Genomic DNA, 12,327 nt, shown 5'->3' with positions numbered 1-12,327 from the left:
GAAGGTGATTTAAATGAATAAGTTTACATTCCCATCCGAAGCATCTGCTAAATATGCCCCTACGCCTGCAAACTCTACCCCTTCCATAATCTCTTCCTCTTTTAACCCTAATAAATCTACTGTCATTTGACAAGCTACAAGTTTAATTCCTTGTTCTTTCGCCAAATCAATTAAATCTGGCAAAGGCATTGCGTTATGTTTTTTCATAATGCCTTTAATCATCTTTGGCCCCATGCCAGCAAAATTCATTTTGGATAATCCCATCTTATCGGCACCGCGTGGCATCATTTTTCCAAATACTTTTTCTATAAATGTTTTCTTTACATTCACATGTTCATCTTTCCTTAAAGCATTTAATCCCCAGAAAGTATGAAAAATAGTTACCTCTTGGTCATACGCCGCTGCACCATTTGCAATAATATAAGCAGCCATTGCTTTATCGTAATCTCCGCTAAATAACACGATTGTCGTTTTCTTCTGTTGTTCCATATTGTTCCTCCTTCAAATTACCTATAGGGGTATTTAATTATTTATAAAAAGGCTCAAACCTTTTATCTCTATGCTATATGACTTTACCTTCCCAAGCTAACATACCACCTACCATATTGATTGCTCGAAAACCGTAACCTTCTAAAAATTGAACGGCTCTTGCACTTCTCGCGCCAGAGCGACAAACGATAATATATTCTTTCTTTTTATTCAACTCATGCATACGAAACTCTAATATCCTTAGCGGAATATTACATGCTTCTGGAATTTTTCCTTCAGCTACTTCTTCTACTTCACGGACATCCACAATATTTACTGCTTCTTTACGTAATAATTTTTCTTCTAATTCTTTTGCTGTCATTTCTTTCATTTTAAACTCCTCCTCACAAACCATTCATACCACCTGAAACATTGATAAGGTGCTGGAATCCTAATTTCTTTAATACCTTTGCCGCTTGCTTACTTCTCATCCCGCTCTGACAAATAACGATTACTTCCGCATTTTTATCTAATTGATTTGCTTTACTAGCTAACTCATTTAACGGGATATTTCGAAATCCCTTCATATGATTCCCACTATATTCACCTACTGTACGAACATCGATAAGTTGTTTCCCCTTTTTTTCCACTATATTCTTTAATTCTTTTCCACTGATATTTTGCACACCTTTCACTGGTAAAAATCGTGAAATAACAAACCATGTAGCAAGTACAATGAAAAGCGTACTTAATATTGTGTTCATATAACTCCCCCTCTATATTTATAAAATTATTTCTTTACTACGCCTTCTTAATCCAAAACTTTAGTACATCGCCTTCTTCTTCATGCTTTACAATGTCATGACCACCTTTATTTGCCCACGCTGGAATATCCTTAACTGATCCTTTATCCGTTACATGCACTTCTAACACTTCTCCAGTTTGCAAAGTATCCATCGCTTTCTTCGTTCTTACAATCGGCATTGGACATGCTAAACCTTTCGCATCTAATACTTGTTCTATATTCATCATCAATTCCTCCAATTTGTTATTTTTATAATGACTCATGCACTGCACAACGATTTGGGCCAATCTCCATTTCTCGCTCTTCTTCCACACTCGGATGAATTTTCCCCATATTCGTTTGACGAATTTCTTCATATGCATTTGGTTGTGGCGGTAAGTTCTCTGTCACAGCTTTACGAAACTCTATTTCATCAGCAATATTTAACCCTACATTCTCTTTAAATAAATCTTGTAAGCTCGCACTCACAACGCCTCTTTCATCCATTTCACTTATTTTTGAATAATGGGCTGGTAAAACAATTAAATCTTGAGACAGTTCCTTATAAAGTGTATATAACGTATTTCTTAAATCACTCACCCAATCTTCAGCCTTACCAGCAAGATCAGGACGCCCGATTGAATCTACAAATAAAATATCGCCTGATAATAAATAAGAATCATCAACAATGAATGACGTACTTCCAATCGTATGCCCTGGTGAGTATAATGCGTCAATTACAATTTTAGTACCCCCCACCGTAATAACAAATCCTTCAACAAGCGGTTCGTATGAGAAAACAACTTCCTCGGCATCTTTTGGCGGTAACCAATACGTACCACCTACCTTTTCAGCTAACTTACGTCCACCAGAAATATGGTCTGCATGTAAATGTGTATCCATTACATTCGTAATCGTAACGCCATGCTCTTTCGCAAACTCTTCATATGCCTCGGCTGTCCTTACCGCATCAATAACTGCTGCTTCATCGTTAGAAACAACCATATAAGATAAACAGCCTTTTCCAAGACGATTAAATTGATATATACTCCCTCCGCCCTGTACATCCCCTACTTTTAACGGCTTCACATATTCACTCCAAGCTTTCATTCCACCAGCTAAATAATAAATATTTTGTAATCCCGCTTCTGTTAATTGCTCTGCCACAAATATAGAAGACCCTTCTTTTGCACATACTACTAAAACATCTTTATCTTTAGGTAATTCACTTACAATATGATCTACACCATCTAACAAGTCAAAGTAAGGTTTATTAATAGAAGAAACTTGTTTCCCTTCAATTTTCCAATCTTCATAATCCGTCTCATTACGAACATCTAAAATGAATAACTCTCCGAATAAAACTTTCTCTGCAACATCTTTTGCTTGTAACATCTTAATGTCCATTTAATTACCCCCATAGGTATATTTTTGTTTAAAAAATTTTATTTCTCCACATTTCCTTGCCACCCTAACATACCAGGAATGACATTTTTCACATTTGAAAAACCTTTCTCTTTCAACATTTGGCAAGCTACATCACTGCGGTTACCAGTTCGACAAATAACATAAATTTGCTTCGTCTGATCTAACACTGCGCTGTCTAATTCACCTAATGGCACCGAAATGGCAGATGGAATATGGCCAAAAGTAAATTCCGCTGCTTCGCGAACATCTAATACAATGCTCTCTTCCCCATGAGACAATATAGACTGTAATTCTGCATTCGTAATTGTATGTGGATATTTCACAGCTTCATTCACTTCATGCTCGTTTGCTTTCCTAACATAATGCACCAATACATCACCCTCGTGTTTCGTCCCGATATATTGATGTCCTACTTTACTCGCCCAACTTTTTATATCTACCGTAGATCCTTTATCTGTTGCCTTAACTTCAATCACCTGCCCTGGTGTTAACCCTTCTATCGCCTTCTTCGTTTTCACAATAGGCATCGGACAAGCCAAACCTTTACAATCTAAACTCATATCCACTTTTATACTCATAATCGATTCCTCCACAATTTACATACATATACCTGTAGGGGTATATTAAAATGTTTTTGAAAATCTGTCAACACTTACGTTTGACAGATTATCGGCTTTTTACAAGTAATTGAACAGCTTCTTTAATTAACTCTTCATTTGAACCATTGCCACTTTCAAACTGTTCACGTAAACAATGCTCTAAATTCGTTCCAACAACAAGTCCAATTGTACGATCAAGTGCAGAACGAGATGCCGTTAACTGTGTAATAACTTCTCGGCAATCTTTTCCTTCTTCCATCATACGAAGCACACCACGAACTTGACCTTCAATACGTTTCAATCTATTTTTCATATCTTGATTGTATTCCACTATAGACCACCTCCGTAATTGTAACTATATTATACATTACTTTATAACTTTGTATAATATCATATACCCTTCAGGGTATATTGTAAAGTTTTTAATCTTTAGACTGAAATTTATACTTACTTCACAATTTTTCTAAATTATATAAAAATAGGCCGAATCAACCATATGATTGGTTTCGGCCTATTTTTATTAATTTACGTTAATCATTATTAATTTAGCTACATTTCTATCATTAATCACAATCTCTTTTTTCTCATTATTCGGCAATAAAATTATATACTTTCCTTTTCTAGGAATCTTCCAAATCAATTTTCCTTCTTGATTAGTTTTCCCTATCGAAATCACGATTTCTTTACTAGGCTGAGGTAATTCATCTTTTATAAGCATAATTTCAAAGTCTTTTATCTGTTGTTTCTCTTTATTTTGAACATAGAAAGTTATAGGATTAACAACTTTACTAACATTCTCTTCGTTATTTACTATATAACTAGACATCATGATTATGACCAATATACAATACAAAATCCAAATAGAATTACTATATTTATTCAGGCCATTTTTTAATATTATTAAACACATCGTCTGTTATCCGATTTCCAAAATTCATATTTTTATTTCCTCTTGTATGAATGGCTATTATTTTGATACCGGTATCGAAATACTGATATACAGGTGATCCACTTTGCCCCTCATAAGTATCAATCTTGTATGTTAACATTCTAGGAGAAACTCCCTCAATTGGACCATAGTCTCTCCACATTGTGTAACGTTCATTTCCTATTTTATCAGCGGGATATCCAGGAATCGCCGCAAGTAAACCTTTTGGTGATTCTACATAGGTAGTTCTATATCCCAACCAGCCAATATAATCTCCTGGAGACCCATTTAATTTAATCGTTCCATAATCATAATCTGAATTTTCATTATCAGTCCATCCACTTACTGAATAGAGTTTTGTCCAACTATAAGGTAAATACGGTGCTTGGTTTCCATTTCTACCAGGGGTCACAATAACATTTGTCGCCCATCCACCAATTTCTTTATTGTAAATACAATGTCCAGCTGTAAGCACTGTATCTTTACTAACTAGTGCTCCTGTACACCCATAAACTTCTCCACTATTTTACTGAGTCGCAACATGGACTATAGCGCTATACGGATATGAATTTGTATCATTAACCCGTATTCGATCATCGCTTCCTATAACAGAATAGGTAAGAATATTAGGTGAATAATTTAACGTACTATTTTCCAAATATGCTCCCCAATCTTCCCCACCATGTTTTCGCCCTTCAAATGAGGGCGAAACAAGATCTTCTCCCCTTCGATCATTACTATACAATGATTGTTCTTGAAACAGTTCACGTTCTCCCTCATTTGAGACCGATGTCCACGGTACATCTTCTGCATACACCTTCTGATGCACCAAAAATACTATGCAAAAAAATATAAAAAGAACACCAAAACGATAAAGAGCCAACCTGCATCTTATAGAAATAAAGCTATCCAACATAACTTACCTCCTATACAAGTGATAGCAAACAATTGAGGATCCCTTTATAAATTCTAGTTTTTCTTTTTTTAGAAGTCAATGTAATTAACAATGATAATCATTGTTAATTACATTGACTTAATAAACTCAAACAATTATTTATATTCTTTACTCTGCTTTCAAAAATCTGTCTTATTAAAGCTTCACTTTATTACATAAGCCCGTAACCTTCTTCACAATCAGCTCCGCAGTATTTTTCTCCGGTGGCATCAATAAATTCGTAACAGACCCATATACAACAGGATTTAATTCTACTTCATATCCACCATATGTAAACTCTTCCCTTGTCGGTAAATAACCAATATATCCATTCGTATATCCACCAAGAAAGGCTATTTCATTTTGAAGACTCTCTTTCACTTCTAACGCGGTTTCTGAAAAAGGTTCCATCGGTATACCAAAGAACATTCCATCATTAACTTGAAACAGTTGAACTTCTAAATCAATACGTAACTGCCGAATACCTTGCTTATATTTCTCTAAAACGATAGTAAGCCACTCGTCCGTGTTCACACCCCACTGCTTCTCCGCCAATTGAGCCATGCTTCGTATCTCATTCATTTCAGGAATATCTTTCAACTTCATTTGCATCATACTCGAAACTGTTCTTAAATTTACAATTGGGCTATATGTAACTATTGGCAATATTGTTAATACATGTCCACTAAGTGTGTAAGCCATTTGCTTTACTGCTTCCCTTGAACCGCGATACTTCGCATTTACATTACCAGCAGCTCCTTGCACAATAATAACAGGGCAATTTACGATTTTCTCAAGAATCTCCCTCGTCATTCCAGGATAATCCGCTGATAATACATCGCTATCACCTTTTAAAACATTCGGATGCGCAGTACAAAATACAATAATCCCAGATAGCTCCTTCGTTTCAGCATTTCTTATTGCTAACATGCCAATTCGCTTATCTACAACACCCTCTATATTTGTTCCCATCTTTGATCTTCCATCAGATGTTCTCTCTCTTCGGTTTATCCCAATATCACCTGTCGTAACACTCCAGCCAACTTCACATAGCCCCAAGTTATTATTTGCAGTAACAGCACCGTGCACTACATTATTTACTAAACTCGTTTTATACGACTTTACTAAAGCTTGCTCACCAACAGTTTCCGGACCAGAATGTGTATGTGTATAAACAACTGTTATTCGCTCAAATGGCACATGAAGCCTGCTAGCTACGCGCTCACGAATAATATTCGTATCTTCTACTAACATCCCAATATTATCAATGCTTATAAACACAGTTTTCATTTCATCTTTTTCAAATACAAAAACTGTCCCATAAATATGCTCTTCAATATTATTTATTCCTGTCTCTCTATGGTATCCAACAAAATCAATACCGACAGGCGGCGTAATATCTACCTTGCATACCCCTATTTTGCTCATTTGAATCGCTCCATTTCTCTATATAACTCCCTTTCTTCAAGAATAGCATATTTAACTTTGCCCCAAATAAAAAAGAACGGACATAGCATTCTATGTCCATTCTTTTCATCACACATACTTCCGATGCACCATCTTCCCATCATAAGAAAACACAACGCCCTTACTTTCCACAATCGACTCCATATGCACCGTTCTTCCCCATAACTGATGAATGTATGGCAGTACTTTTTCTAAGTATTTTAAATCGAGCTCAATTCCTTCGTAACTATGTTTAATGTACAACTCTCCGTTCTTTAAGTAGTCACCATCTTCTACTACTAAGTACGGGAAGCCACCATTTGTACGCATATTTACGAGCTGATCACGTACATGTTCCCACTCTTTATCTATTACCTTATATTCTTTTCCTTGGCGTTGGAATAAGTACATATCTTCTCTCATTACGAGATCTTTGTTTAAGTAGTTCCTTAAGAATGATACATCCCATTCGATTTCGCGTACTTCAAAGATTTTGTCACGGCCAGATCCTGGTTTTACACCGCGTCGTTTCATTTCTTCTGTCGGGTTATTGTAGCGCTCCTCTATATCTTCAAACATTTTAATACCTAGGTAGTATGGGTTAATACTTGTTTTTGATGGTTGAACTACACCTGCATTAAGCTTTGCGAATTCAATCGCTTCAGAAGATGTTAAGTCCATTTCACGGAGTATGCGTTGATGCCAGTATGATGCCCAGCCTTCATTCATAATTTTTGTTTCAAGCTGCGGCCAGAAATATAGCATTTCCTCACGCATCATCGTTAATATATCTCGCTGCCAATCTTCTAGCTCACGGCTATATTCTTCAATGAAGAGGAGTAAATCTTTCTCTGGTTGCGGCGGAATTTTCTTCTTTTTATGCATATTAGGTCGTTCTCTCTTTTTGTTTCGATCATCTAAATTCCATAAGTCATCGTACTGTGATATCTTTTTCTTTTCTACATCCTCTTCTAAATCTTCAATACTCCACGCAAGTTTTGGACGCATAATCGATGGGTCAATATGCTCTTGAATGGCAAGTACGGCATCTAAAAATGTTTCTACCTCTGCTTTTCCGTACTTATGCTCATACGCTTTCACACGGTCCGCTGTTGCCGCCATACTTTCTACCATATCTCGCTTCGTATTTGAAAAACGAATATTATTTTTGAAGAAGTCACAGTGTGCTAAAACGTGCGCTACAATTAATTTGTTTTGAATTAAAGAGTTCGTATCTAATAAAAAGGCGTAACATGGATCAGAGTTAATAACGAGTTCGTATATTTTACTAAGACCTAAATCGTATTGTAATTTCATTCTGAAAAACTGTTTTCCAAAACTCCAATGTGAAAACCGCGTTGGCATCCCATATGCACCAAATGTATAAATAATTTCCGCTGGACATATTTCATAACGCATCGGATAAAAATCAAGCCCAAATCCCGTCGCAATTTCCGTAATTTCCGCAATCGCATATTGCAGTGCTTTATCGTCACTTGCTCTCATTATTTTCCCTCCTTACACTTTCCCTTAAGAAAGTGTATGATGAAAAACAAGCTTTCATGAGGATTGATTGCATAATAAAAAGACACCCCCGCAAAAACGAGAATGTCTCATCTATTAACCTTCAATAATCTCCATCTTCTCCGTAATCGGAGTACGAGCTTTTCCTTCTGGCGCTTTATCGAAATAGCCGATATGAAGAATTCCAACGATACGTTGTCCTCTTGTTAAACCGATTCCTTCTATAAATAATGGATTGTAGTTCAATCCGCCTGATTTCCAAACGCAACCTAATCCGCGTTCCCAAGCAAGAAGCTGGAAGTTTTGCATAAATGCACATGTTGCAGCGTAATCTTCGTCACGCTGAATTTGACGCGGATCTTCATTTATATATACAACGATTTGTGCAGGCGTGCTTAAGAAACGATCTGATAAAATTTTACCGCGCTTTGCTCTTTCTTCTTCTGTGAAAGAGTTTAATACTGCATCTACTAATTTCTTGCGGCCTTCTCCAATGTATAATTTACAATTCCATGGTTCACGATATTTATGATTCGGTGCCCACGTTGCGTCGTTTAATAGTTCAATTAATAACTCTTTATCTACCGCTTTGTCTGTAAATGTACGAACAGAGCGCCTTTCTTTAATCACATTAGCGATGGAAGTATATGTAGTCATATTTATCTCTCCCTTATTTTTATCTATATGTATAAGTTTATTGTTGGCATTGATATTGATTTTCAATTTCGATTATACCTTAGTTTTTTACTATTAATCAATGTTTTATGTTGGAAAACTTCTAAAAACGTCATTTCATACTGTGAATAAAAAAACTTAACTTGTTCACAAGTATTTCACATTTTATGGAAATGATATGTTTACAGTTTTCTACATTATCCATCTAGGAGGAGTTTACATGTACAAAAAAATCGCAGTAAGTATGACTATGGCAGCATTATTATGCGGGATATCCACCTTCCCTACGTCCGCTGCCACGCCAAAAGAAGTAACAATGCATCATCATAAACCAATTTCAGAAGAAGAAATGCAATCGTTAGAAAAACTTGGCTATAACAAACATGAAATTTGGAGAGCTGCTCACATTGCAAGAATCAGTAAACAAGAAATAAAAGATGTTTTATCTTACTATAAGCAAAATAAATCTTGGGAGAAAACAGCCGAGCATTTCGGTGTAGATCCAAGTAAGCTGAAAAAGCATCATATGAATAAAGAAACAAAGCAAGCACTGCTACAACAGTTAGCAACTATGCAAAAATCCACACCGGATCAGCTAAAGCAAAAAATGAAAGAATATAACATCAAATTGCGTCATCTTACTGTGTTAACAATCATCTCTCAAAAAAGCAATACCCCTCTTGATGATGTATTAAAAATGAAAAAAGATGGAATGGACATTAAACAAATTGCCGAAAAATTAAATGTAAAAAGAGAAGATATACGAGCGGAAATGATGAAATTAGTGAAGTCTATTAAAGAACAAAAAACAAATTAAAATGCTAAAAAGGAAGAGCCATTCACCACTCTTCCTTTTCTTTATGAACTTTCAATTTTTAAGTATAAATTCCCGTCTTTCCCAAAAACTAACACAAGTAAATGATGTAAGTTAGGGGTGAGAAAATGTTCGGTTTATCATCTAAGAAATCAAAAAAGACTAATACAAAAACACTTTGTTCTATCCCAGAATTTATACAAACCATGAAAGAATCAAGCGATTTTGTTTCTTATAACGTACTTGAAGATGAAACGTTATGCTTGTTTTATTATAAATCTGTCGTGGAAGCACTTATTATTAAACAATTTATTTTAACTCCTCTAAAAAAAGAATCGGAACAAATTCAAAATATCTCTGATTTATGTAATATCGTCTCTATTGAAGATATTATTACCTCCCCTTCTATTGATGATATTCGTGAGAAATTATTAGGTGGATATATTTTAATACGCTTAAAAAACAATTCGAATCCCGATCAATATGCTTTAATTCGTGCTGAAAGTACTGTTTTAGGAACACGATTATATAACGATACAGAAAATGAGTATAGCGTAATCGGGCCTAAAATCGGTTTTGTTGAAAACCTTGATACAAATATACACTTATTACGCCGAAATATTGTAACGGAGCAACTCATTTTTAAAGAAGTTACCGTCGGATCTATATCAAAAACGAAAGTAGCAGTTGCTTATATAGAAGGAGTTACAAATGAACAATTTATCAACACCGCAATACAACGGCTAGAAGACATTGACTTTGATGTCCCATTTGATTCAACTATGATTGAGCAATTTATTAGTGATAATAGCAATTCACCTTTTCCTGTTCTATTACCTACAGAACGATTAGATCGAGCTGTATTTGCGTTAATTAACGGGGAAGTTTTGATTTTAACAGATGGCTCTCCATATGCTTTATCAGGACCAACAACGTTACTGGATTTTTTCATTTCACCAGAAGATTATTATTTACCGTGGATGATTGGATCGTTCTTTCGTATTATTCGTTTTTTTGGGGCTATATTTTCTCTTTTTTCCTCCGCTATTTATACAGCGGCTTTAACATATCATTATCAAATGATTCCTGCCGATTTACTAGGTCCTATTATTTTCTCGAGAGCTAACGTACCTTTCCCTCCTATTCTAGAAGCACTCTTTTTAGAAATTACAATCGAATTGCTTCGTGAAGCAGGAGCACGTTTACCAACGAAAGTCGGACAAACGATTGGGATTGTTGGGGGGATTGTAATTGGCCAAGCATCCGTGGAGGCGGCTTTGACAAGTACAATTTTATTAATTGCAGTCGCTTTATCCGCTCTTGCATCTTTCACAACACCAACCGTAAAGATGTCTTCTACTATCCGGTTATTACGCTTTCCACTTATTCTTTTAGCCGGTGCATTCGGAGGATTAGGCCTTATTGTCGGATTTGTATTCATTTTAGCTCATTTAATTAAATTAAAATCACTTGGATCACCTTATTTATTACCTTTATATCCATTTCGTGGTTTAGGTACAGCAGAAGGTTTTCTTCGATTACCATTTAGTCAAACGGCTCAAAGACCTTCTTTTCTTAGACCAAAATCAAAATGGCGCTATAATCCAAACAAAGCGAAGCAAAAACGTGATGGTGAGAATGAATGAAAAAAATTTTATTGCACCTTATCATTATCTTCTTCATTTTACAAACTGGCTGTACACAAACCTATATAGTGGATACACAGCGTATTATTCATATTGCTGGATTTGACATCACAAAAAACAAAAGATTCCAAGGAACTATCTTATTCCCTGAATACACACATGGTGTAAAGTCTAAGCCAGAGACGCAATCAACATCTGCTCGTTCCCTTGAAACAATCGCTTCACGATTAAATGCGAAATCTCCTCACAATGTCGTTGTAGGTCAAATGCGTGTCGTCCTATTTGGAAAAACGCTAGGAGAACGCGGAATGGGAGAAATTATTACTAACTTACAACGTGACCCAAATATCGGGCGTGATGTACAACTAGCAATTGTAGATGGATCGGCTGAAGAGCTTTTAAATTACGGAAAAAAAAATGGGTCTTTATATATTGCCGATTTACTCGAGCAAAATATACGAAATGAGAACATTCCACAAACCACATTAAACATTTTTTTATATAATTATTACTCTTCTGTATGTGATGCCTATGTTCCTTATATTAAAATGGACGATAATCATTCTATCGCTGTCAAAGGACTTGCCTTTTTAAAAGGCGATAAAGTAGTCATGTATACAGATAAAAGACATTCTGTTTTAGCAAAATTACTTATTAATCCTACGAAAAATGGACGTTACGAAGCAGCAATAAAAAAAGATAAGCATAAAGGTATGGTTGTTATACAAAACTTAGCTGGAGAAAACAAGTATGATATAGATCAAACTGGCGACATACCAAAAGTAAAAATCCATTTAAAATTAAATGGATTAATTAAAAACTCCCCCAATTGGATTGATTTAAGAAAAAAAACAAATATCAACTATATAAGAAAACAAATTGAACGAAATGTTGAAAAAGACTGCGAAGATTTAATAAAACAATTTCAAGAAAAGGAAATTGATCCTTTAGGAATACGAGATGAAATTAGAAGCCATACGAGAAAATGGAATATAAAACAAATTCGAAATATGTATAAAAATGTAGCAGTAGATATAAATTTAGATCTTAATATTGTACAATCTGGAATCGGTGAATAGTG

14 protein-coding genes and 1 pseudogene are annotated in these 12,327 nt (G+C 35.3%); 3 read left to right on the top strand and 12 right to left on the bottom strand.

Going from position 1 to position 12,327, the window contains the following annotated elements; genetic code table 11:
- Positions 1-9 precede the first annotated feature (9 nt).
- The 12 genes and pseudogenes from BCG9842_RS03875 to BCG9842_RS03820 all read right to left on the bottom strand — a co-directional run bounded on the left by BCG9842_RS03875 (position 10) and on the right by BCG9842_RS03820 (position 8,768).
- A complete protein-coding gene (locus BCG9842_RS03875; RefSeq protein WP_000437741.1) occupies positions 10-489 on the bottom strand; it encodes a DsrE/DsrF/DrsH-like family protein in 480 nt (159 codons plus the stop codon).
- A gap of 73 nt (positions 490-562) precedes the next feature.
- Positions 563-859: a rhodanese-like domain-containing protein gene (locus tag BCG9842_RS03870; RefSeq protein WP_000661799.1), complete on the bottom strand. Its 297-nt coding sequence runs from the start codon at positions 857-859 to the stop codon at positions 563-565.
- Positions 860-872: 13 nt separating this feature from the next.
- Positions 873-1,232, bottom strand: a complete 360-nt coding sequence (locus BCG9842_RS03865) for a rhodanese-like domain-containing protein (RefSeq protein WP_001092325.1) — start codon at positions 1,230-1,232, stop codon at positions 873-875.
- Positions 1,233-1,269: 37 nt separating this feature from the next.
- The gene (locus tag BCG9842_RS03860; RefSeq protein WP_012614744.1) at positions 1,270-1,500 is read right to left on the bottom strand and encodes a sulfurtransferase TusA family protein; all 231 of its coding nucleotides are present in this window, start codon (positions 1,498-1,500) and stop codon (positions 1,270-1,272) included.
- A 22-nt stretch (positions 1,501-1,522) separates the two neighbouring features.
- Positions 1,523-2,659: an MBL fold metallo-hydrolase gene (locus tag BCG9842_RS03855; protein WP_000351931.1), complete on the bottom strand. Its 1,137-nt coding sequence runs from the start codon at positions 2,657-2,659 to the stop codon at positions 1,523-1,525.
- A 38-nt stretch (positions 2,660-2,697) separates the two neighbouring features.
- Positions 2,698-3,258: a sulfurtransferase TusA family protein gene (locus BCG9842_RS03850; RefSeq protein WP_000023977.1), complete on the bottom strand. Its 561-nt coding sequence runs from the start codon at positions 3,256-3,258 to the stop codon at positions 2,698-2,700.
- Between the two features lie 88 nt (positions 3,259-3,346).
- Positions 3,347-3,610 carry a metal-sensitive transcriptional regulator gene (locus BCG9842_RS03845; protein WP_000456202.1) on the bottom strand — a complete coding sequence of 88 codons (264 nt, stop codon included), beginning with the start codon at positions 3,608-3,610 and terminating at the stop codon, positions 3,347-3,349.
- Between the two features lie 189 nt (positions 3,611-3,799).
- Entirely contained in the window at positions 3,800-4,189 is a 390-nt protein-coding gene (locus BCG9842_RS03840) for a DUF2606 family protein (RefSeq protein WP_000335660.1), read from the bottom strand.
- Positions 4,155-5,123 (bottom strand): annotated as a pseudogene (locus BCG9842_RS03835) (trypsin-like serine peptidase). Before BCG9842_RS03835 ends, BCG9842_RS03840 begins: the two are co-directional and overlap by 35 nt.
- Before the next feature lie 174 nt (positions 5,124-5,297).
- Positions 5,298-6,569 (bottom strand): neutral/alkaline non-lysosomal ceramidase N-terminal domain-containing protein, encoded by a 1,272-nt coding sequence (locus BCG9842_RS03830; protein WP_000034542.1) that lies wholly within the window; start codon positions 6,567-6,569, stop codon positions 5,298-5,300.
- Between the two features lie 108 nt (positions 6,570-6,677).
- A complete protein-coding gene (gene spoVR / locus BCG9842_RS03825) occupies positions 6,678-8,093 on the bottom strand; it encodes a stage V sporulation protein SpoVR (protein ID WP_001202690.1) in 1,416 nt (471 codons plus the stop codon).
- Positions 8,094-8,207: 114 nt separating this feature from the next.
- Positions 8,208-8,768: a nitroreductase family protein gene (locus BCG9842_RS03820; protein WP_000214814.1), complete on the bottom strand. Its 561-nt coding sequence runs from the start codon at positions 8,766-8,768 to the stop codon at positions 8,208-8,210.
- Between the two features lie 238 nt (positions 8,769-9,006).
- Between BCG9842_RS03820 and BCG9842_RS03815 the strand changes: the two genes are divergently transcribed.
- From BCG9842_RS03815 to BCG9842_RS03805, 3 genes are all read left to right on the top strand, one after another.
- Positions 9,007-9,603 (top strand): hypothetical protein, encoded by a 597-nt coding sequence (locus tag BCG9842_RS03815; RefSeq protein WP_000276984.1) that lies wholly within the window; start codon positions 9,007-9,009, stop codon positions 9,601-9,603.
- A gap of 125 nt (positions 9,604-9,728) precedes the next feature.
- Complete coding sequence (locus BCG9842_RS03810; protein ID WP_000467500.1) at positions 9,729-11,246, top strand: spore germination protein; 1,518 nt, start codon at positions 9,729-9,731, stop codon at positions 11,244-11,246.
- Positions 11,243-12,325, top strand: coding sequence for a Ger(x)C family spore germination protein (locus tag BCG9842_RS03805; RefSeq protein WP_000722242.1), 1,083 nt, complete (start codon positions 11,243-11,245; stop codon positions 12,323-12,325). The genes BCG9842_RS03810 and BCG9842_RS03805 overlap by 4 nt, the downstream gene beginning before the upstream one ends.
- Positions 12,326-12,327: the final 2 nt, after the last annotated feature.

The sequence above is a fragment of the Bacillus cereus G9842 genome (genome assembly GCF_000021305.1).
GTDB classification, from domain to species: Bacteria; Bacillota; Bacilli; order Bacillales; family Bacillaceae_G; genus Bacillus_A; species Bacillus_A thuringiensis_S.
Note: the sequence above shows the minus strand (reverse complement) of the source record. Positions and strands in the feature narration are given on the sequence as shown.

Coding starts and splice junctions, on each gene's coding strand:
- spoVR (WP_001202690.1), bottom strand. CDS start 8,093: ATGAGAGCAAGTGACGATAAAGCACTGCAATATGCGATTGCGGAAATT.
- BCG9842_RS03860 (WP_012614744.1), bottom strand. CDS start 1,500: ATGATGAATATAGAACAAGTATTAGATGCGAAAGGTTTAGCATGTCCA.
- BCG9842_RS03875 (WP_000437741.1), bottom strand. CDS start 489: ATGGAACAACAGAAGAAAACGACAATCGTGTTATTTAGCGGAGATTAC.
- BCG9842_RS03850 (WP_000023977.1), bottom strand. CDS start 3,258: ATGAGTATAAAAGTGGATATGAGTTTAGATTGTAAAGGTTTGGCTTGT.
- BCG9842_RS03855 (WP_000351931.1), bottom strand. CDS start 2,659: ATGGACATTAAGATGTTACAAGCAAAAGATGTTGCAGAGAAAGTTTTA.
- BCG9842_RS03840 (WP_000335660.1), bottom strand. CDS start 4,189: ATGTGTTTAATAATATTAAAAAATGGCCTGAATAAATATAGTAATTCT.
- BCG9842_RS03830 (WP_000034542.1), bottom strand. CDS start 6,569: ATGAGCAAAATAGGGGTATGCAAGGTAGATATTACGCCGCCTGTCGGT.
- BCG9842_RS03815 (WP_000276984.1), top strand. CDS start 9,007: ATGTACAAAAAAATCGCAGTAAGTATGACTATGGCAGCATTATTATGC.
- BCG9842_RS03870 (WP_000661799.1), bottom strand. CDS start 859: ATGAAAGAAATGACAGCAAAAGAATTAGAAGAAAAATTATTACGTAAA.
- BCG9842_RS03805 (WP_000722242.1), top strand. CDS start 11,243: ATGAAAAAAATTTTATTGCACCTTATCATTATCTTCTTCATTTTACAA.
- BCG9842_RS03820 (WP_000214814.1), bottom strand. CDS start 8,768: ATGACTACATATACTTCCATCGCTAATGTGATTAAAGAAAGGCGCTCT.
- BCG9842_RS03865 (WP_001092325.1), bottom strand. CDS start 1,232: ATGAACACAATATTAAGTACGCTTTTCATTGTACTTGCTACATGGTTT.
- BCG9842_RS03810 (WP_000467500.1), top strand. CDS start 9,729: ATGTTCGGTTTATCATCTAAGAAATCAAAAAAGACTAATACAAAAACA.